We start from the raw sequence: 20,193 nt of genomic DNA on the forward strand, positions 1-20,193 counted from the left end.
GATCCACCGCCCGCCGGGGCGGACGGGGACGCCACTGACCGAAGCCCATGGGGGATTACCGATGATGACCACTCGTCGCGCTCGCCGTTCCGTCCGTTCCGCCACTCTGGTGGCCGTCGCCGCCGCCGCGGTCCTCTCCATGACCGCCTGCCAGAGCGCGGGCGGCGACGCCGCCTCCGGCCAGGGGAAGGCGGGCTCCGTCTCCACCGCCCGCCTCGCGGACACGAGCGGCGACCGTTCCACGGCCGAGGTCCAGATCGCCTCGTCCAAGGCGGCCTCGCCCGTGCGCAAGCAGACCCTGGCGGACGGCAGCACGGCCGTGATCCGCAAGATCGGCACGCAGCACTACCGTGCCGAGATCGTCAGCAACGGTGACGTGCTGGCGACGCTGGAGGCGAACGGGAAGGACGCCGGGCTCGACGCCAACGACATGTTCGTCGTGCTGACCCTGGACGGCCAGGTCCACTCCTGGCTGGGCGGCGGGCACAGCGGGCCGGGCACGTTCGAGCTGGCGGGCGGCTGGAAGGCCAAGGTCACCCAGCTCGGTGACCTGCACTACCGCGCGGAGATCCTGGGCCTCGACGGCTCGGTGATGGGCACGCTGGAGGCGGACGAGCAGGACGCCGGCCTCGTCGCCAACGGCATCTACATCGTGCTCAGCGCGGGCGGCGTGATCAGCGCCCACGAGTAGACCGCGGTACGACGGCGCGCACGGCAGTGGCGGTGGAACACCTCCGGGCGGTTCCACCGCCACAGCCATGATCGCATCGCCACAGCCGTGCGGAGACGTACGCCTGTCGCGCCGTGGGCTCCGCCACAGCGGCCGCGGATTCCTGACGCCCCGGGGACAGGGACCGCCCGGACGATTCCCTTGGCATAAACCGGCGACATGTGCCTTACCGCCCCGCTTCTCCGGTATGCATCGTGCACATCCCGCGAAGATCCCGCGAACATCGGGCGGTCCGTGCAGGTAAGCTCACGCTGTTCCGAAGTCCCTGGTCGACCACCGGGGTGGGCTCCTTGACGGGAAAGGCGAGAGCATGGCGGCGGCGTCACAGCCATGGACTTCCGGCGTCCTCGCGGCCGCCGCGGGCGACGTCGCCGCGGGTGACATCGGTTCGGGCGCGCCCGTCACCGGTGACGCCGCCACGGCGGTCCAGCAGTGGCCGCAGCCGTCGGTGCTGCTCATCGAGGACGACGCGGGCGACGCGCTCCTCGTCGAGGAGCTGGTGGCCGACAGCGCGCTCAAGATGCGTCTGCAGTGGGTCCGCTCCATGGCCGAGGCGCGCGAGGCCCTGGCCTTCGAGACGCCCGACTGCGTGCTGCTCGACCTGCACCTGCCGGACGCCCAGGGCCTCGAAGCCGTGTCCATGGTCAAGTCGCGCGCCGACCGGGTCGCGGTCGTCGTCCTCACCGGCCTCGCCGAGGAGGAGACCGGCCTCGCCGCCGTCGCCGCGGGGGCGCAGGACTACCTGGTCAAGGGCCGCGTCGAGCCGGAGCTCTTCGGCCGTGCGGTGCGTTACGCGATCCAGCGCAAGCAGGCCGAGCAGGCCGCGGTGGCGCTGCAGGCCAGCCAGATGCAGGCCCAGGAGAACGCCCGCCTTGAGCGGGGCCTGCTCCCCCGCCCGCTGCTGAGCAGCGAGAACGTGGGCGTCGTGGCCCGCTACCGGCCCGGCCGCGCCCAGGCGCTGCTCGGCGGTGACTTCTACGACATCGTGCAGAGCGCCGACGGCAGCGTGCACGCGCTGATAGGCGACGTCTCCGGGCACGGCCCCGACGAGGCGGCCCTCGGCGTGGCGCTGCGCATCGCCTGGCGCACGCTGGTGCTCAGCGGCGTCACGGGCCCGGAGCAGATCGGACGGCTCGAAGAGATCATGCTGGCCGAGCGGGCCCAGCCGTACGTCTTCGCCACGCTGACCAGCCTCACCGTCCCCGTCGGGGCGCGGCACGTACGGCTGATCCGCGCGGGCCACCCCGGGCTGCTGCTCCGCACCGCGGACGGCAGGGTGGAGTGGGTGGAGACGGCGGGCGGTCCCGCCCTCGGCGTCGTGCCGGGGGTGCTCAACTGGCCGGTGGAGGAGTTTCCGCTGCCCACGGGGTCGGCGCTGGTGCTCTTCACCGACGGGCTCTTCGAGGGCCACGTCGGCAAGGGCCGGGCGCGGCTCGGCGAGGACGGGCTGCTCGGTCTCGCGCGCGAGATGGCCGGCCTCGCCCCCGAGATCTTCGTCGATACGCTGATCCAGCGGGCCGAGGACCTCGCGGAGAGCCAGGGCGGCCTGGCCGACGACGTGGCCGTCGTACACCTTCAGTGGGGGTGACGGCGGAAACGGGGAAGACGGCTGAGGCGGGCGTGGACCGGGGCCCGCGGCACCATCGGCGGGACTGGGGCACGAGAGCCGTGACGAGAGCAGCATCGGAGAAGCAAGGCGTGGGTGTGACGAAGGGCCGGGGGTGGATCGGCCGCCGGCTGACGGTGCAGGGCTGGTTCCATCTGGTCCTGGCGCTGATGGTGCTGCTGGTGGTGGTGGGTACGGTCATCGGCACACGGCTCCTCGGGCAGACCGCCGACGTGAGCGACCGGCTCGTCGGCCAGGTGCAGCCGGCCAGGACCGAGGCGTACCGGCTGCAGGCCGCCCTGGTGAACCAGGAGACCGGGGTGCGCGGCTACGCGATCGCCGCCGACCGCCAGTTCCTCGCCCCGTACACGCAGGGCAAGCGGGACGAGGCGCGTGCCGCGGCCCGGCTGCGGAAGCTCATCGGGGACCAGCCCCGGCTGGCCGCGGACCTCGAAGCGGTGCGGCGGCAGGCCGCGGCGTGGCGGCGCGCCTACGCCGAGCCGCTGGTCGCGGACGTCAGTCCCGGCGAGCCGCGCACCGTCGACGCGGCGACCGCCGCGCGCGGCAAGGAGGTCTTCGACCGCGTCCGCAAGGTGTGGGCGACGCAGAACGCGGACCTCGCCGAGGCCGTCGCCGACGGCAAGGACGAGCTGGCCCGTGCCCGTACGGTCCGTACGGTGGTGCTGAGCGGCATGGTGGCGGTCTTCCTGCTGGCGGGTGTCACCCTGGCGTTCCTGGTGCGGAGGCTGGTCGCCCGCCCCCTTGAGGCGCTGCGCGACTCCTCGCGCCGGGTGGCGCGCGGCGAGTTCGACCACGTGATCACGGTGGACGGGCCGACGGACCTCAGGGCGGTGGCCAAGGACGTCGAGGGCATGCGGCTGCGCATCGTGGACGAGCTCGGCGCCTCCCGCAGCCAGCGGGACGCCCTGACCCGGCAGACGGCGGACCTGGACGCCCAGGCGGTGGAGCTGCGCCGCTCCAACACCGAGCTGGAGCAGTTCGCCTACGTCGCGTCCCACGATCTGCAGGAGCCGCTGCGCAAGGTCGCCTCCTTCTGCCAGCTCCTGGAGAAGCGGTACGCCGACAAGCTGGACGACCGCGGCAAGCAGTACATCGACTTCGCCGTGGACGGCGCCAAGCGCATGCAGGTCCTCATCAACGACCTGCTGACCTTCTCGCGCGTGGGGCGTCACAACGACGCCCGCGTGCCCGTCGGCCTCGGCCAGGCCCTCGACAAGGCGCTGGCCAACCTGGACACCGCCGTACGGGACACGGACGCGCTCATCGAGCGTCCCGACACGCTGCCCGAGATCGTCGGGGACCCGACGCTGCTCACGATGCTCTGGCAGAACCTGGTGGGCAACGCCGTCAAGTTCCGCCATGCCGACCGCGCGCCGCGCATCCGGGTCTCCTGCGAGGAGGACGAGGCGGCGGGCGTGTGGAACCTGAGCGTGACCGACAACGGCATCGGCATCGCCGAGGAGTTCACGGAGAAGGTCTTCGTGATCTTCCAGCGGCTGCACGGCCGTGACTCCTACGGGGGCACCGGCATCGGTCTCGCGCTCTGCAAGAAGATCGTCGAGCACCACGGCGGCCGCATCTGGATCGACACCGGCTACACCGGGGGCACGCGTTTCTGCTTCACTCTGCCGTGCCGCGTCGACACCGCGGAGGACACCGCGTCCCGTACCGAGGAGAAGGCCCTGACATGACCACCCCTGATGCCACACCGGTCGACGTGCTCCTCGTGGAGGACGATCCGGGCGACGAACTGATGACGCGCGAGGCGTTCGAGGACAACAAGATCGGCAACACCCTGCACGTGGTCAGGGACGGCGAGGAGGCGCTCGACTTCCTCTACCGGCGCGGCGAGCACACCGACGCCCCGCGTCCCGACCTCATCCTGCTCGACCTCAACCTGCCCAAGTACGACGGCCGGCAGGTCCTGGAACAGATCAAGTCGGACGCGGAGCTGACCGACATCCCGGTGGTGGTGCTGACGACGTCGGCCGCGGAGGAGGACATCCTGCGGAGCTACAAGCTGCACGCGAACGCGTACGTCACCAAGCCGGTCGACCTGGACCAGTTCATCGCGGCGGTGCGCCAGATCGACGACTTCTTCGTCCAGGTCGTCCGGCTGCCGCGCCGCCTGGGCTGAGAGCCCCCGTCATGACCCCGGCGGCCGGCTAGCGGCGGCTGCGCACCAGCAGGTACAGGAAGTAGGGCGTGCCGATCACGGCCGTCATGAGCCCCGCGCCGAGCTGGGCCGGCGCGATCACGGTGCGGCCCACCAGGTCGGCCGTGCAGACGAGGACGGCGCCGAGGAGTACGGAGACCGGTACGACGCGCGTGTGCTGCCGGCCCACCAGGGCCCTCGCCGCGTGCGGTGCCACCAGGCCGACGAAGCCGATGGTGCCCGCGGCGGCCACCGCGGTGGCGCTCAGCAGGACGCTGAGGACGAGGAAGCCGAAGCGTCCGCGGCCGAGGTTGAGGCCGAGCAGCCGCGGGGTGTCCTCGTCGAGGGAGACCAGGTCGAGTTCGGTGCGCCGCGCGACCGCGACGACCAGACCCACGGCGAGGACGATCGCGAGGGGCACCACGTCGGGCAGGGTCCGCCCGTAGGTGGAGCCGGAGAGCCAGGTCAGGGCCTTGGTCGCGTTGAACGGGTCGGTGAGGATGATCAGCATGCTGACCAGGGCGGCGGCACCGGTCGCCACACCGAACCCGACGAGTACGAGCCGGTTCTGCCGGAAGCCGCCCCGCGCGGCCAGACCGAAGACGATGGCGGCGCTGACCGCGGCGCCCGCGAAGGCACCCGCCGCCACGCCCCACGTCCCGGCCAGCGGCACGGTCGTCACCATCAGGACGGCGCCCGCCGCGGCGCCGTTGGTCACGCCGAGGACACCGGGCTCGGCCAGGGGGTTGCGCGTGACGGCCTGGATGAGCGTCCCGGCGAGCGCGAGGGCCGCGCCCGCGAGCAGGGCGGCGAGGACGCGCGGTATCCGGGTGTCGAGCACGAAGGTGACGGTCTGCCCCGCCCGCCCCTGCGCCCAGTTGACGACGTCGCCGAGGAGCAGCTTGCTGTCGCCGACGAGGACGGCGGCGATGACCAGACCGACGAGGACGACGACGAGGACGGCCGTGGTGGCGAGGAAGACGGCACGGCTGCGGATGCGCAGCCGGTCGACGGCGACGGCTGTACCGGTGTCCTTGGCGCGCGCGGCCATGACGATCAGGAAGAGCGCGCCGACCAGGCTGGTGACGACGCCGGTCGGCACGGCGACCGCGGTGTCCGAGGGCACGACGGCACGGAGCAGTACGTCGGAGCCGAGCACCAGGCCCGCGCCGGTGAGCCCCGCGACCGGCAGGCTCGCCCGCGACTTGGTGAAGCCCCGGAACCTGCGGGCGAGTCCGCGGACGAGCGCGGGGGCGCACAGGCCGACGAAGCCGATGGGTCCCGCGAGGGTGACGGCGGCGGTGGAGAGCAGGGCGGCGAGGACGACGCCGATGACGCGGGTGGAGCGCACGGGTACGCCGACGCCGCGGGCGGCGTCGTCACCGAGCGCGAGGGCGTCGACCCGGCGGGCCAGGAGGAGCAGGCCGACGAGGGCGGCGACGCCGATCGGCGCCATCTGCAGGACGCCGTCGAAGCCGTTCTGCGCGATGCTGCCCTGGTTCCACTTGTAGAGGCCCTCCGTCTCCTCGGGGAACAGCAGGAGCATCCCCTCCGTGACGGCGGTGAGCCCGAGGGTGAGGGCACTGCCCGCGAGGACGAGCCTGACGGTGCCCGCGCCGAGGCCGGAGAGGCCGAGGACGACGGCCGCCGCCGCGAGGCCGCCGACGAACGCGACGCCGGACGAGAGGAACAGCGGCAGCGAGACGCCGGTGGCGGCCACCAGGGTGAGGGCGACGTAGGAGCCCGCGTTGACGGCGAGGGTGTCGGGCGAGGCGAGGACGTTGCGGCTGATGGCCTGGAGGGCGGCGCCCGCCATGCCGAGCACGGCGCCGATGAGCAGCCCCGCGGTCATTCTCGGCAGGCGCGAGGCGATGACGACGGAGGCGTCGGTCTGGTCGGCCCGCCCGGTGAGGGCCTTCCAGACCTCGGGGGCGCCGGCCGAGGCCGTGCCCTGGGTGATGTCGACGACCGCGAGGGCGGCGACGAGGAGGACCAGTGCGGCCGTCACCGCGGCCGCGCCCGTGCGGGAGACGGCTGTCGACGGACGGGGGGCGGTGGTGGTTGCGGTGACGGCCATGGCGTTATTCCCTCAGCGTCTTGCTCAGCGTCCTACTTCTTCAGTGCCTTGACGACGGAGTCGACGTACTGGCTCATCGACGCGGAGCCGCCGAACATCCAGATGCCGTCGGGCAGCCGGTGCACGTGGTCCTTCTTCACGAACGGCAGCGAGGTCCACACCTTGTCCTTGGCCAGGACGCCGGCGAACGGGTTGCTGCTCTTGTCGCCGTCGTTGCCGATGTAGGCGAACCGCACGTCCTCGTCGAGCTTGGTGAGGCCCTCGACGTCGGTGGAGCCGAGGCCGTAGCTCTTGTCGCCCTTGACCGACCAGTCGTTCTTCAGGCCCAGCTTCTCGTTGACCGCGCCGATCAGCGAACCGCTGGTGAAGGGCCGGATCGAGGTCTGGTTGCCGGTGACGTAGCCGTCGGCGAAGGCGTACTTGGCGCCGGCGAGACCGGCGGCGGCGAGCTTCTTCCTGCCCTCGGCGAGCTTCGCCTCGAAGTCCTTCTTGAGCTGCGTGGACTTCTCGGTGGTGCCGGTGGCCTCGGCGATGAGGTCGAGGTTCTCGGTCATCTGCCCGATGGGGTCGGAGGCGTCGGCGGGGCGCAGGTTCAGCACCGGCGCGATCTTCCGCATCTGCTTGACGGCGGCGGCCGGCAGGTCGGTCGTCGCGATGATGAGGTCGGGCTTCAGGGACGCGATGGTGTCCATGCTCGGCTCGCCGCGCGTGCCGACGTCCTTGGGGTCGTTCTTCAGCGGGGCTGCCGTGTCCCAGGTCTTGTAGCCCTTGACGTCGGCGACGCCCGTCGGCTCGACGCCGAGGGAGATGAGGCTCTCCACGGCGTTCCACTCGGTGCCGACGACCTTCTCGGCCGGGCCGTCGAGCTTCACCTTCGTGCCGGTGCCGTCGGTGAGAGTGATGGCCTTGCCGCCGGTCTTGGCGTCGTCGTCGGCGGCGGGCTCGGTGGTTCCGCATGCGGACAGGGTGAGGGCCGCGGCGGTGGCCGCCGCCGCGGTGATCAGGAGGCGTCTCATGAGGTGGTACTGAGCCTTTCGCTTCGCGAGTGGTGGCGGCCGATGGCGCGCGTGCGCAGCCGGCCGGTGAGTGGGTCGTTCTCGACCTCGATGCGGATTCCGTAGGTGTCGGTCAGCCGCTGGGGTGTCAGGACGTCTTCGGGGCCGCCGTGCGCGATGACGCGGCCCTTGTCGAGCAGGAAGATGCGGTCGGCTATGGCCGCGGCCTGGTCCAGGTCGTGCAGGACGGCGCCCACGGCGATGCCGTGATCGTCCGCCAGGTCCCGCATGAGGTCGAGGAGTTCGACCTGGTAGCGCAGGTCCAGGTAGGTCGTCGGCTCGTCGAGCAGGAGCACGCCCGTCTCCTGGGCGAGGCAGCTCGCGAGCCAGACGCGCTGGAGCTGTCCTCCGGAGAGGTGTTCGGCCCCGCGCTCGCCGAGTTCGGCGACGCCGGTCATGGCGAGCGCGCGGTCCACCGCGGCCCGCCCGTCCGGGTCGGACCTGCCCCATCGGCCCCGGTAGGGGTAGCGGCCGAATTCGACGACGTCGCGTACGGTCAGGCCGCCCGGTGTGGGGCGTGCCTGGGTGAGCAGGGCGACGTGGCGGGAGAAGTCACGGGGGCTCAGGGCGAGGCCGTCGGTGTCGCCGTCGATGACGAGTTCGGCGCTGCGGGGCCGCTGGAGCCGCGCGAGCGTGCGCAGCAGTGTCGACTTGCCACTGCCGTTCGGTCCCACGAGCACGGTCACTTCGCCCGGCCGCAGGGTCATGGAGGCGTCATGGACGACGTCGACGCCCTCATAGGCCACGGTGACGCCCGTGGCGAAGAGTTCATGACCCTGGGGGCGGCGCGCGGCCGCTGCGGTCTCTTCACCTTCTTGCACGAGGTGGAGGTTAGCCTAACCTTACCGAAGTGCGAAATAGGGCCTCCACTTCTCCACAAGGGGAAATCCGGCCAGGCTGCGTCAGGCGGGTTCTCCCGCCCAGGCCGTCAGCGCGGCGCACCGCTCCTCGCCGCGCGTGCGCGCGTCCGGATCGCGCGTGGCCCAGGCGACATGGCCGTCGGGGCGTACGAGGACTTCGCGCACCCCCACCAGCTCCGCGTGGGCGTCGTACCGGGTGACGGCGGTGGCGGTCACGCGCCGGCCCCACCGGGCGGTGACGGCCGCGGCGGCGTCCGCGTCGCCCGTGAGGTGTAGGTGCGTGAACCGGCCCTCGTGCAGCAGGCCGTAGACCCTGCCCGCCGCCGAACCGGCCGCGCGCAACGCGATGTCGGGCATCCGCGCGCCCACCAGAGGGTCGGCTCCCGGAGCCGTGGCGGGGTAGGCGGTGCCGAGCGCGGACACCTGCGCGGCGAGCGTGCGGTTGACCTCCTCCATCCGCAGGAACCCGTCGAGGAGCCTCCGCAGGGCCGCCGCCGGGCGTCGGTACCGCTCCATGAGCGCCAGCTCCGCGAGGAGCGTCTGCACCTCGGTGTTCTCGGTGACCGCGCGGCCTACCGGGCGGCGCTCGGCCTCGTAGCTGTCGAGGAGCCCGGCCGGGGCCCAGCCGTTGACCTCGGCGGCCAGCTTCCAGCCGAGGTTCACGGCGTCCTGCAGCCCGGTGTTGAGGCCCTGGCCCGCCGCGGGGAAGTGGATGTGGGCGGCGTCGCCCGCCAGCAGGACGCGCCCCGCGCGGTAACGCTCCGCGAGCCGCGTCGCGTTGCCGAAGCGGGAGAGCCAGCGGGGGCCGGCGACACCGAGGTCGGAGCCGCAGAGTCGGGTCAGCGAGGCGCGGAACTCTTCCAGGGTCACCGGCTCCGCCGCGGGCACCCGCATCCGCTCCGGGTCCAGGAACACGAGGCGGGTGACTCCGTCCTCCAGCGGCGCCACCAGAACGCCGTTCTCGCGGGCGGCGGCCAGGGCCGCGGGGCCGGTGTCCATGGCCGCGACGTCGCCCAGCACACCGGTGAGGGTCTCGTCGGTGCCGGGGAAGCCGATGCCCGCGGCCCGGCGCACCGCGCTGCGCCCGCCGTCGCAGCCGACCGCGTACCGCGCGCGCACGGTCTCGGCGCCCGCGGGCCCGCGCACGTCGACCTCGACCCCGCAGGCGTCCTGGGTCAGCCCGGCCACCTCGCGTCCGCGCAGGATCTCCACGCCCAGCTCGCGCGCCCGCTCGGCGAGCAGCGCCTCGGTGCGGGCCTGGGCGAGGAACAGCGTGTAGTTGTGCCGCGAGTCGAGCGCGGAGAAGTCCAGTCGGGTGGGGAGCTGCGCGAAGTGCCAGCCGGGCACGGTCCGGCCGAGCGGCAGGAACCGGTCGAGCAGCCCGCGCTGGTCCATCAGCTCCACGCTGCGCGGGTGCAGGCTCAGCGCCCGGGAGTCCCGCTGCGGACTCGCCCTGCGTTCGAGCACCCGGGTCCGCACACCGGCCAGCGCCAGTTCGCAGCCCAGCATGAGGCCCGTAGGCCCCGCCCCCACGACGACCACGTCGACGTCGGCATTGGCATCGGCACCGGCATTCATCGGAAGTCACCCACCCCTGATCGGTGCATAGAACCGGTGCACGGGACCGATGAACGGAACCGGCGCGCGGAACTGGCGCACAAAATTAGTGAACAGCGTTCACGTGAACGCTGTTCACTATAATGAGGCGCATGACCTCCACGTCAACCCCGGCCCGGGGCCGCCCGCCCCGCCTCAGCCGTGACCGCGCCCTGCACACCGCCCTCGACCTGCTGGACCGGTCGGGTCTCGACGCGCTGACCATGCGGCGGCTCGCCGACGCACTCGACGTACGGGCAGGCGCGCTCTACCGCTACTTCGCGACCAAGCAGGACCTGCTCACGGCCATGGCGGAGCGGATGATGGAGGGCGTCGCGGAAGAAGCCGCCGAGGGCGGCGAAGACGACTGGGGCGAGCGGCTCACCGCCCTCGCACGGGCCATGCGCACGGCCCTGCTCGCACACCGCGACGGTGCGCGCGTGTTCGCGGGCACCCACGCGACGGGGGCGAACATCCTCGGCTACGCGGACACCGTCGTGGGGCTCCTGCGCGAGGCGGGCTTCGCGGACGACGACGCGGCACGGGCGCTCTACACGGTGGCCAACTTCACCGTGGGCCACACCCTGGAGGAACAGGCCGCCCTGCACCCCGGCGAGGACCGGTCACCCGATCCGGAGCTGCTGCGGGACGCGGTGGAGGCGGGCGGCTACCCCCATCTCGGCGCCACGCTGCCCGCACTCACCAGCGGGGACTTCGACCACCTCTTCGCGTTCGGACTGGGGCTGCTCGTGGAGGGGCTGCGGGCGCGCCGCTGACCGGGCGGCGAGTGTGCCGGGGGCGGCGCGTTCCGCAGGGCCGGGTCACCGCTCGGCGCCGGCCTCCCGGCGGTCCTCCTCGTCCCAGGCCCGTGTGTCGCGCGGCTCGACGAACAGCCCGTCGTCGCCGTGGCCCGCGGCGGCGACCCGCTCACGGACCATCTCGGCGTTGAACTCAAGCCCCAGCAGGATCGCCAGGTTCGTGATCCACAGCCAGACCAGGAAGATCACCACACCGGCGATGGCCCCGTAGGTCTTGTTGTACGAACCGAAGTTGGCGACGAAGAAGGCGAAGCCCGCGGACGCCGCCATCCAGATCAGCAGCGCGAGGACACTGCCGGGAACGATCCAGGTCAGGCCCTTGACCTTGGCGTTGGGAGCCGCCCAGAACAGCAGTGTCACCATCAGCGTGACCAGGACGAGCAGCACCGGCCACTTGACGACCGCCCAGACGGTCAGCGCGGCGTCGCTCATGCCCAGCGCGCCGCCCACCTGGGCGGCGATGCCGCCGGTGAACACCACGATGACCGCGCTGGCGCAGACGAGCAGCATCAGCGCGACGGTCACCGCGAGCCGCAGCGGCAGGATCTTCCACACCGGCCGGCCCTCCGGCACCTCGAACACCGCGTTCGAGGTGCGGATGAACGCCGCCACGTAGCCGGACGCCGACCACAGGGCTCCGGCGAGACCGACGATCGCGAGGACCGATCCCGTGCCGCTGCTGGACTGCAGGCGCTCCACCGACTGCGTCATGATGTCGCGCGCGGCGCCGGGCGCGAGCTTCTCCAGGTTCTCCACCACCTGCTTGGTGGCCGACTCCCCCGCGACGCCGAGCAGGGAGACCAGGACGAGCAGCGCGGGGAAGAGCGACAGGATGCCGTAGTAGGTCAGCGCCGCCGCCCGGTCGGGCAGTTCGTCGTTGAGGAACTGCTTGACGGTCCCTCGCAGCACCGCCCACCAGGAGCGCCGGTCGAGGCCGGTCGGGTCGTCGGGGGCGGTGCGCTCGACCGACGCCCGTGGGCCGAGCTCGTGGGGATGTGTGCCGCGGTCAGAAGCCATGCGTTCCGCTTGACCCGATACCGCCGAGCCACACGTGGCGGACGCGGGCGAACTTCGCCGGGACAGCCGCGGCGAGTGCGGGTTGCGCCATCGGCATACGATGTTGCCCATGACGCATGGCGATGGTGATCTTGACGGCCTGGTGCGCGCGAGGATTCGCGCACTGAGGGTGGCGCAGGGCTGGTCCCTGGAGGAGCTGGCGTCCCGCGCGAACGTCAGCCAGTCCACGCTCTCCCGGATCGAGAACGGTCAGCGCCGTCTGGCCCTCGACCAGCTCGTCACGCTCGCGCGCGCCCTGGACACCTCGCTCGACCAGCTCGTGGAGACCGCCACCGACGACGTCGTCAGCAGCCCGGTGATCGACGGGGCGCACGGGCTGATGCGCTGGCCCATCAAGGCGGAGCCCGGCCTGACCGTCGTACGGCAGCGCATGACCGAACCGCCGCCCGCGAACCCCGCTCGGATGCGCGCGCACCCCGGCCGCGAGTGGCTGGTGGTGCTCTCCGGCACGGCGGTCCTGCTCCTGGGGAACCGGCGGCTCCGCGTGGAGACCAACCAGGCCGCCGAGTTCCCCACGATGCTGCCGCACGCCATCGGCGCCGAGGGCGGGCCATGCGAGATCCTCGGCATCTTCGACCGCGACGCCCGCCGCAGCCACCAGGAACGTTCGCCGGCCCCGGACGCCGCTGTCTGACCCGCCCGGCCCCTCGCCGGACCACGCGGGCCGAAGGGATTCTTGCGCGTACCGCACCTCAGGGCGTCATCGTCTTGCGCATCCGGGGAGGAGCCGCCGTCCCGGCGCGCCGCCGACCTAGCGTGGCGCCATGACCCACACCTCCCCGCACACACATCCGCACCCGCACGCCGCTCACGGCCACACGTCCGCCCACGGCCATGTCCCGCCCGCCGGACCCGGGGCCGGCGACGTGGGTGACCAGGCCGGGCTGCTCGATCTGGAGGCGGACGTCTTCGCCGAGCACATCGCGTCCGTCACCGCGTGGCTTCCGGTGGGGTCCGCCCCGCGGCACATCGTCGACCTGGGCTGCGGGACCGGAGCCGGCACCTTCGCCCTGCTCGCCCGCTGGCCCGAGGCCCGGATCACCGCCGTGGACGCGTCGGCCGAGCATCTGCGCCGCCTGCGGGAGAAGGCGTGCGAGCGGGGTCTTGAGGACCGCGTACACACCGTACGGGCCGACCTCGACGCGCCGTGGCCGGACCTCGGCACGCCGGATCTGGTGTGGGCATCGGCGTCCCTGCACCACATGGCGGAGCCCGACCGGACGCTGCGCCGGGTCCATGAACTGCTGGCCCCTGGCGGCCTCTTCGCCGTCGTCGAGCTGGCCGGCTTCCCCCGCTTCCTGCCCGGCACCGCGCCGGAGACCCGGCCCGGCGTCGAGGAGCGCTGCCACGCCGCCCTCGCGCACCGGCACGCCGAGCACGTGCCGCACCGCGGCGCCGACTGGGGCCCGAGGCTCACCGGGGCCGGGTTCACCGTCGAAGGCGAACGCACCGACACCCTCCACGTCGACGGCACCGGCAACGAGGCGGTCGGCCGCTACGCCGTCGACGCCCTGCGCCGCCTGCGCGGCAGCGCCGCCGACGCGCTCCCCGCGGAGGACCTGGACGCGCTCGACCGGCTCCTCGACACCGCGGGACCGCACAGCGTCCTGCGCAGGGCCGACCTGGCGGCCCGCACGGAGCGCACCGTGTGGGCCGCGCGCCGCGGCGAGGTGAGCGGCTGACGGGGCCGGCTCACTCACCCGCCCGCATCAGCAGGTGCCCCCTGCGAAACCGCTCGCCCTCGCCAGGGTCCCGGAGCATGCGCCCGACCTCGGTGAAGCCGGTGTCGCGCGCCAGCGCCGCCATGCGGTCGATGGGCCACCGGTAGGCGGTGGTCACCTTGTGGTCGAACGCGGTGAGCGGGTCGCCGTCCGATTCGAAGAAGGCGAGCACGAGGTGACCGCCGGGTGCGAGCACCCGGCGGAACTCCTCGAAGTAGCCGCGGACGTCGTCGGCCGGGGCGTGGATCACCGAGTACCAGGACACGACACCGCTCAGTGACCCGTCGGCCAGGTCGAGGGCGTCCATGGAGCCGACCTCGAACCGCAGCTCCGGATGGGTCCTCCTGGCGATGTCGACCATCACGGGCGACAGGTCGATCCCGAAGACGTCGAGGCCCAGTTTCCGCAGGTGCGCGGTGACGGGACCCGGGCCGCAGCCGAGTTCGGCGACCGGTCCGGGTCCCGCGATCCGCGCGAGTTCGGCGAACGCGGCGAGCACCGCGCGGTCCACCGAGGGGGCGTCGATGTCGTCGCGGTCGAGCCCGGCGTAGACGTCGGCGAGGGCGTCGTAGGCGGCGGCAGTCGTCTTCAAGTGCGAAAGCGTCGGCGCGGGCGTGGGCGAAGGAACGGGCGAAGGGGTCTCAGTCACGAGCGACGACCCTAGGCCCTGTCGTCGGCGCCCCTCAGAGATCACTGTCGATTCCGGTCACCGCCGGTGGCCCCAGCGGGCACTCGTCCGGCGTGAGCCCCGCCTCGCCGAGGGCGTCCGACACGATCCGCACGGCGTCCAGTTCGGCCTCGTACCGGTCCGCGGCGTCGACTTCGAGGCGTACGGAGAACGTGTCGTCCTCGTTGACGGTGAGCAGGTCGAGTCCCTCGCTCTCGCTCAGCTCTCCGTGACACGTGGCCAGTTCTCGCCGCAGTCCCTCCCGCGCGGCATCGGTGACACCGCCGACGAACGTCCCGGGAACGGTGATGACGAAGACAGTCATACGTACTCCTCTGCGTCGGTCCTACGGGCCTTCGGTCCGTACGGGTTCCCCCTCGCCTGCCCCGCCGCACCCCACGGCAACACTCGCTCACCCAGCGACCTCTCCCGTGACCGCTTTGCCGGATATGCAGGGCAGTGCACCCTGGACACCATTTGTCGTACGGTAAACTAACAAACCGAGCTGGGCGCTCTGTTGAGCGTCAGTCAGCTCATTCTTGAAGCAGGCGTCGATGTCACCGGTCACCGAGTGACGTCGGCCGCCGGGGCCGAAGCGACCGGGGGGCAGGAAATGGATCACGGCATCCACGCCACCGTCGCGAAGACCTCCGCTCCGCAGACCTGCGCCCCGAAGACGTGCGCCCCGAGGGCCGAGCGCGTCGACAACTCCGCGCGCGACAGCGTTCCCGATACCGGCCGCACCCTCGCGGGCAGCCCGCGCCGCTGACACGCGGCCCCCTCGGGCGCGCCGCCCCGGCCCGCCCGCTCCACCACCGCGCCGGCCCCGACACCACACGGCCGCCCCGCCATGTCCGACGCGGGTGACCTCCCGCCCCCACGCACCGTGCCGCCATGCCGCACGCCTCGCCCCCCCTGCGCCATCGGCGCCCGGCCCGCCACGGCCGACGCCCGAAGGAGCACTGACGCCATCGCCGAGCCACACCCGGAGGAGACGCCCGTGCACCACACCACCGCCCTGCTCATCGAGCTCGGGGCCATCATCCTGGCCCTCGGCCTCCTCGGCCGCTTCGCCGGAAGGGTGGGTTTCTCACCCATCCCCCTCTACCTCGTCGCCGGACTCGCCTTCGGCCACGGCGGCATCCTGTCGCTCGGCGCCAGCGAGGAGTTCATCGCCACCGGCGCCGAGATCGGCGTCATCCTCCTGCTGCTCCTGCTCGGCCTGGAGTACAGCGCGGGAGAACTCGTCACCAACCTCAAGACCCAACTCCCGTCAGGGTTCGTCGACTTCGCACTCAACGCCCTGCCGGGAGCGGTGGCCGCGCTGCTCCTCGGCTGGGGCCCCGTCGCCGCCGTCGCCCTCGCCGGCGTCACCTGGGTCTCCTCGTCGGGCGTCATCGCGAAGGTCCTCGGCGACCTGGGCCGCCTCGGCAACCGCGAGACACCCGTCGTCCTCGGCGTCCTGGTCATCGAGGACCTCGCCATGGCCCTCTACCTGCCGCTCCTCACCGCGCTGCTCGCCGGGGCGGGCCTGGCCGGCACCGGCCTCACCCTGCTCATCTCCCTGGGCACCGTCGGCGCCGTGCTGTACGTCGCCCTGCGCCACGGACGCCTGCTCAGCCGTGCCGTCTCCTCCAGCAACCCGGAGATGCTCCTCCTCGTCGTCCTCGGACTCACCCTCCTGGTGGCCGGTCTCGCCCAGCAGCTCCACGTGTCCGCCGCCGTGGGCGCGTTCCTCGTCGGCATCGCGCTGTCCGGGAAGACCGCCGAGGGCGCGGGCGTACTGCTCTCACCCCTGCGGGACCTGTTCGCCGCGGTGTTCTTCGTCTTCTTCGGCCTGTCCACCGACCCCGCCGACATCCCGGCCGTACTGGTCCCCGCCCTGCTCCTTGCCGTCGTCACCGCGGGCACCAAGATCGCCACCGGCTGGTACGCGGCCGGGCGCGCCGGGGTGCGGCCCGCCGGCCGGTGGCGGGCCGCGGGCGCGCTGGTGGCCCGCGGGGAGTTCTCCGTCGTCATCGCCGGGCTCGCGGTCGGCACCGAGCCCCGCATCGGCCCGCTGGCCACCGCGTACGTCCTCATCATGGTCGTGACCGGCCCGGTCGCCGCCCGCTTCACCGAGCCCGTCGCCCGTCGCCTCACCCGCCGCACCCCCACTGCCGCGGCCGTCTCCGCACGGACCTCCGCGCCCACCGCCGGCACCGGGCCGCACGTCGGCGGACCTGTCGACGCCGAGCCACGCGACGCGGAAGCCGTACCCACCCACTGACCCCCGCGCCCGGCCGGGAGCGCCGGGCGCGCACCGACCGTCGACCGAACGAGGGAGACCGGATGACCACCCAGGCCGTACCCGGGCGGCTGCTCGACGGCTACGCCGACATCCTGACCGAGGCCACCGCGACCGGCCGCCGCCTGACCCGTGAGGAGCTGACCTCACGCCGGGCACTCGGCGCGCAGGCAGCCGAGGCCGGGTTCGCCTGGCGGGCCCTCGTACGCGAACACCTCACCGCGACCCGCGTCCACGGCGGCGCCACCCGCGACCCCGAGCACCTGCTCGCGACGGCGGCGCAGGCCATCGACGCCTTCGCGGAGGGGTACGAGCGGGCGCAGCGGCTGATCGTCCGCCAGGAAGGCTTCGCACGGCGGGAGTTCATCGACGACCTGCTGCACGGGCGCGCGGGCGCGGGTGACCTGGCCGCGCGTGCCGAGCGGTTCGGTCTCCGCCTCTCCCACGCGCACGCCGTGGCGGTGACCGAGGGCCCGGCGCCCTACGACGACACCGACGCCGTACCGAGGAGCCTGGAGGATGAACTGCTCGGCCGCTTCGGCGACCGCGACATCCTGTTCAGCACCAAGGACGGACGCCTGGTGTGCGTCGCTCCCGCGCACCAGGGCGACATCCTGACCCACTTCGCCAAGCTGTCGCACGCGGCGACCGGCGGCGGCCGTGTGGCCCTGGGCAGACCACGGCCGGGCCCCACGGGCATCGCCCGCAGCTACGAGGAGTCCCTCAACACCCTGGAGCTCGCCGAGCGCATGGGTTTCGACGAGCCCGTACTGCACGCCGCCGATCTCCTGGTCTTCCCCGTCCTCACCCGCGACCGGCAGGCCCTGGTCGACCTCGTGCTCACCACCCTCGGCCCGCTGGAACAGGCGCGCGGCGGTGCCGGGCCCCTGCTGGACACGCTCCACGCCTACTTCGCGACGGGGTGTGTGACCGCCCGGGCCGCGCGGCGGCTGTCCCTGAGCATCCGCGCCCTGTCGTACCGCCTGGACCGCGTCCACACCCTCACCGGTTCGGACCCGGCGGACCCGAGGGACCGCTACACCCTCCAGACGGCGGCGATCGGCGCCCGTCTCCTCGGCTGGCCGGACACTCCGCTCTGAGCCGAGGGCACAAAAGGCTGTGGGCAAAAAAGAGAGCAAGAGGGGGATGCCCACCTCTTGCCACTCTCAACTTATAGCGCAGTGGGGGGCTTGCGGCAAGGCCCCCACCGTCCCGCACAATCGCTCACCTCACCCCGCGACCTGCGAAAACGGGAGACCCACTGCGTATGCCCCCACTGACCACCCGTGCCTTCGACCTCGCCGGCACCCTCTCCGCCAAGGCCGACCCGCGGCTCATCGCCGACGACGAGCGGCACTTCGAGGCCATCGCGCGGAGCCTGGAGCAGGCCATCGGCGAACTGTCCGACCGCCTCGACGCGGAACGCAGGGCGCCCGGCGGCCTGGGCCGCGAGGCCCTGGAGCGGGACCTGGAGATCCACCGGCTGACCAGCCGGCTGCGCGCCCTGCGCCGCTTCGGGCTCGACCTGTGCCTCGGCCGGATCGTCGGCGCGGACGGCTCCGAGCCCGTGTACATCGGGCGTCTCGGCCTCACCGACAGCACGGGCCGCCGGCTGCTGCTCGACTGGCGCTCCCCCGCGGCCGAGCCCTTCTTCGCCGCCACCCACGCCCGCCCGATGGGGCTGGCGAGCCGCCGCAGGTACCGCTGGACCGCCGGCAGGATCAGCGACTACTGGGACGAGGTGTTCACCGCCGACGGCCTCGAAGGGCACGCCGCGCTCGACGACCAGTCGGCCTTCATCGCCGGCCTCGGCGCCAACCGCTCGGCCCGGATGCGGGACGTGCTGTCCACGATCCAGGCCGACCAGGACGCCATCGTCCGCGCGGGTTCCCGCGGGGCCCTCGTGGTCGACGGCGGTCCCGGTACGGGCAAGACGGTCGTGGCCCTGCACCGCGCCGCCTATCTGCTGTACTCCGACCCCCGGCTCGCGGGCCACCGCCGGGGCGGCGTGCTGTTCGTCGGCCCGCACCGGCCCTACCTCGCGTACGTCTCCGACGTCCTGCCCAGCCTCGGCGAGGAGGGCGTGCGGACCTGCACCCTGCGCGACCTGGTCCCCGAGGGGGCGGACGCGGCGGTCGAGAGCGACCCCGAAGTGGCCCGTCTCAAGTCGTCCGCGGACATGGTCGGGGCCATCGAGAAGGCCGTCGGGTTCTACGAGGACCCGCCCACCGAGGGCATGTCGGTCACGACGCCCTGGTCCGACGTCTGGCTGAGCGCCGGCGACTGGGCCGAGGCGTTCGCGGCGGCGGAGCCGGGCACCCCGCACAACGAGGCGCGCGATCAGATCTGGGAGGAGCTGGTCACCATCCTGCTCGACAAGCACGATCTGGACGACGACGCGTACGACGACTTCGCCGACGAGCACGGCGGCCACCCCGAAGGGCGCGGCGGTGGCGCCTCGGCCGAGCTGCTCCGCGGGTCCTTCCGGCACAACAGGGAGCTGGTGACGGCCCTCTGTCGCGCGTGGCCGCTGCTCGAAGCGACCGACCTGGTCGGCGACCTGTGGTCCGTACCCGCGTATCTGCGCATGTGCGCGCCCTGGCTGAGCCCCGATGAGGTGCGCAAGCTGCGGCGGGCGGACGCCCGGGCCTGGACGGTGTCCGACCTGCCGCTCATCGACGCGGCACGGCAGCGGCTCGGCGATCCGGAGGCCGCGCTGCGCGGGCGCAGGCGCGAGGCGTCGGCCGCCGCCGAACGCGAGCGCATGGCCGCGGTCATCGACGACATGGTCGCCGCCGACGCCGACGGCGAGGGCGCTGTCACCATGCTGCGCGGGCGGGACCTGCAGGACAGCCTGATCGACGAGAGCGCGCTGCCCACCGCGGACCCGGAGCCCCTCGCGGGCCCCTTCGCGCACGTCGTCGTCGACGAGGCGCAGGAACTGACCGACGCGGAGTGGCAGATGCTGCTGCTCCGCTGCCCGTCCCGCAGCTTCACGATCGTCGGGGACCGCGCCCAGGCGAGGCACGGGTTCACGGAGTCCTGGCGGGAACGGCTCGAACGGGTCGGCATCGACCGGGTCGAGGTGGCGTCCCTGAGCGTCAACTACCGTACGCCCGAGGAGGTCATGGCAGTGGCCGAGCCGGTCATCCGTGGCGCGCTCCCCGACGCGAACGTGCCGGTCTCCATCCGCGGCAGCGGCCTCCCCGTCGTCCACGGGTCCGTCGCCGAACGGGACGCGGTCCTCGACTCGTGGCTCGCCTCGCACGCGGAGGGGATCGCCTGCGTCATCGGCGATCCCACGTTCCGCGCCACGTCACGCGTCAGGTCGCTGACGCCTGAACTGGCGAAGGGGCTCGAATTCGACCTGGTCGTGCTCGTCGACCCCGACGCGTTCGGCGACGGCGTCGAAGGGGCGGTCGACCGCTATGTCGCGATGACGCGGGCGACCCAGCGACTCGTCATCCTCACGAGCCCCTGACCGGGGCTCGGTTTCAGGTGGTTCGGCTCCAGGTGGTTTTCG

Annotated in this window: 18 protein-coding genes; 11 read left to right on the forward strand and 7 right to left on the reverse strand. The window is 72.8% G+C overall.

Going from position 1 to position 20,193, the window contains the following annotated elements:
• Positions 1-64 precede the first annotated feature (64 nt).
• The 4 genes from AB0I16_RS22830 (at position 65) to AB0I16_RS22845 (ending at position 4,494) form a co-directional block, all read left to right on the forward strand.
• On the forward strand, positions 65-691 hold the full coding sequence (locus tag AB0I16_RS22830) for a hypothetical protein (RefSeq protein WP_363251379.1): 627 nt from the start codon (positions 65-67) through the stop codon (positions 689-691).
• A 349-nt stretch (positions 692-1,040) separates the two neighbouring features.
• Complete coding sequence (locus AB0I16_RS22835; protein WP_363251325.1) at positions 1,041-2,318, forward strand: fused response regulator/phosphatase; 1,278 nt, start codon at positions 1,041-1,043, stop codon at positions 2,316-2,318.
• Positions 2,319-2,506: 188 nt separating this feature from the next.
• Positions 2,507-4,048 (forward strand): CHASE3 domain-containing protein, encoded by a 1,542-nt coding sequence (locus AB0I16_RS22840; protein WP_363251380.1) that lies wholly within the window; start codon positions 2,507-2,509, stop codon positions 4,046-4,048.
• Entirely contained in the window at positions 4,045-4,494 is a 450-nt protein-coding gene (locus AB0I16_RS22845; protein WP_363251326.1) for a response regulator, read from the forward strand. The genes AB0I16_RS22840 and AB0I16_RS22845 overlap by 4 nt, the downstream gene beginning before the upstream one ends.
• Before the next feature lie 28 nt (positions 4,495-4,522).
• On the opposite strand, the gene AB0I16_RS22850 is transcribed toward AB0I16_RS22845, so the two are convergent.
• The 4 genes from AB0I16_RS22850 to AB0I16_RS22865 all read right to left on the reverse strand — a co-directional run bounded on the left by AB0I16_RS22850 (position 4,523) and on the right by AB0I16_RS22865 (position 10,082).
• The gene (locus AB0I16_RS22850) at positions 4,523-6,589 is read right to left on the reverse strand and encodes an iron ABC transporter permease (protein WP_363251327.1); all 2,067 of its coding nucleotides are present in this window, start codon (positions 6,587-6,589) and stop codon (positions 4,523-4,525) included.
• Between the two features lie 32 nt (positions 6,590-6,621).
• Positions 6,622-7,605, reverse strand: coding sequence for an iron-siderophore ABC transporter substrate-binding protein (locus AB0I16_RS22855; RefSeq protein ID WP_363251329.1), 984 nt, complete (start codon positions 7,603-7,605; stop codon positions 6,622-6,624).
• Positions 7,602-8,465 (reverse strand): ABC transporter ATP-binding protein, encoded by an 864-nt coding sequence (locus tag AB0I16_RS22860; protein ID WP_363251330.1) that lies wholly within the window; start codon positions 8,463-8,465, stop codon positions 7,602-7,604. Before AB0I16_RS22860 ends, AB0I16_RS22855 begins: the two co-directional genes overlap by 4 nt.
• Positions 8,466-8,546: 81 nt before the next feature.
• The gene (locus AB0I16_RS22865) at positions 8,547-10,082 is read right to left on the reverse strand and encodes a monooxygenase (protein WP_363251331.1); all 1,536 of its coding nucleotides are present in this window, start codon (positions 10,080-10,082) and stop codon (positions 8,547-8,549) included.
• A gap of 131 nt (positions 10,083-10,213) precedes the next feature.
• Here AB0I16_RS22865 and AB0I16_RS22870 point away from each other — a divergent pair, with 131 nt between their 5' ends.
• On the forward strand, positions 10,214-10,876 hold the full coding sequence (locus AB0I16_RS22870; RefSeq protein WP_363251332.1) for a TetR/AcrR family transcriptional regulator: 663 nt from the start codon (positions 10,214-10,216) through the stop codon (positions 10,874-10,876).
• A gap of 45 nt (positions 10,877-10,921) precedes the next feature.
• Here the strand turns inward: AB0I16_RS22870 and AB0I16_RS22875 are convergent, their stop codons facing one another.
• Positions 10,922-11,935 (reverse strand): YihY/virulence factor BrkB family protein, encoded by a 1,014-nt coding sequence (locus AB0I16_RS22875; protein WP_363251333.1) that lies wholly within the window; start codon positions 11,933-11,935, stop codon positions 10,922-10,924.
• A gap of 109 nt (positions 11,936-12,044) precedes the next feature.
• Here AB0I16_RS22875 and AB0I16_RS22880 point away from each other — a divergent pair, with 109 nt between their 5' ends.
• Together AB0I16_RS22880 and AB0I16_RS22885 are read left to right on the forward strand one after the other, a co-directional pair.
• Positions 12,045-12,629, forward strand: a complete 585-nt coding sequence (locus AB0I16_RS22880; RefSeq protein WP_363251334.1) for an XRE family transcriptional regulator — start codon at positions 12,045-12,047, stop codon at positions 12,627-12,629.
• 130 nt (positions 12,630-12,759) lie between these two features.
• On the forward strand, positions 12,760-13,677 hold the full coding sequence (locus tag AB0I16_RS22885) for a class I SAM-dependent methyltransferase (RefSeq protein WP_363251335.1): 918 nt from the start codon (positions 12,760-12,762) through the stop codon (positions 13,675-13,677).
• Positions 13,678-13,687: 10 nt separating this feature from the next.
• Here AB0I16_RS22885 and AB0I16_RS22890 read toward each other — a convergent pair whose 3' ends face one another.
• Both AB0I16_RS22890 and AB0I16_RS22895 read right to left on the reverse strand, forming a co-directional pair.
• Entirely contained in the window at positions 13,688-14,308 is a 621-nt protein-coding gene (locus AB0I16_RS22890) for a class I SAM-dependent methyltransferase (RefSeq protein WP_363251336.1), read from the reverse strand.
• Positions 14,309-14,399: 91 nt separating this feature from the next.
• Positions 14,400-14,708 (reverse strand): hypothetical protein, encoded by a 309-nt coding sequence (locus AB0I16_RS22895; RefSeq protein ID WP_363251337.1) that lies wholly within the window; start codon positions 14,706-14,708, stop codon positions 14,400-14,402.
• 288 nt (positions 14,709-14,996) lie between these two features.
• Here AB0I16_RS22895 and AB0I16_RS22900 point away from each other — a divergent pair, with 288 nt between their 5' ends.
• From AB0I16_RS22900 to helR, 4 genes are all read left to right on the forward strand, one after another.
• On the forward strand, positions 14,997-15,152 hold the full coding sequence (locus AB0I16_RS22900) for a hypothetical protein (protein ID WP_363251338.1): 156 nt from the start codon (positions 14,997-14,999) through the stop codon (positions 15,150-15,152).
• 231 nt (positions 15,153-15,383) lie between these two features.
• The gene (locus tag AB0I16_RS22905; protein ID WP_363251340.1) at positions 15,384-16,652 is read left to right on the forward strand and encodes a cation:proton antiporter; all 1,269 of its coding nucleotides are present in this window, start codon (positions 15,384-15,386) and stop codon (positions 16,650-16,652) included.
• Between the two features lie 62 nt (positions 16,653-16,714).
• Positions 16,715-17,770: a helix-turn-helix domain-containing protein gene (locus tag AB0I16_RS22910; protein ID WP_363251341.1), complete on the forward strand. Its 1,056-nt coding sequence runs from the start codon at positions 16,715-16,717 to the stop codon at positions 17,768-17,770.
• A 167-nt stretch (positions 17,771-17,937) separates the two neighbouring features.
• A complete protein-coding gene (helR, locus tag AB0I16_RS22915) occupies positions 17,938-20,151 on the forward strand; it encodes an RNA polymerase recycling motor ATPase HelR (protein WP_363251342.1) in 2,214 nt (737 codons plus the stop codon).
• The last annotated feature ends 42 nt before the right edge of the window (positions 20,152-20,193 follow it).

It is taken from the genome of Streptomyces sp. NPDC050703 (genome assembly GCF_040654435.1).
In the GTDB taxonomy this organism is placed as follows: domain Bacteria; phylum Actinomycetota; class Actinomycetes; order Streptomycetales; family Streptomycetaceae; genus Streptomyces.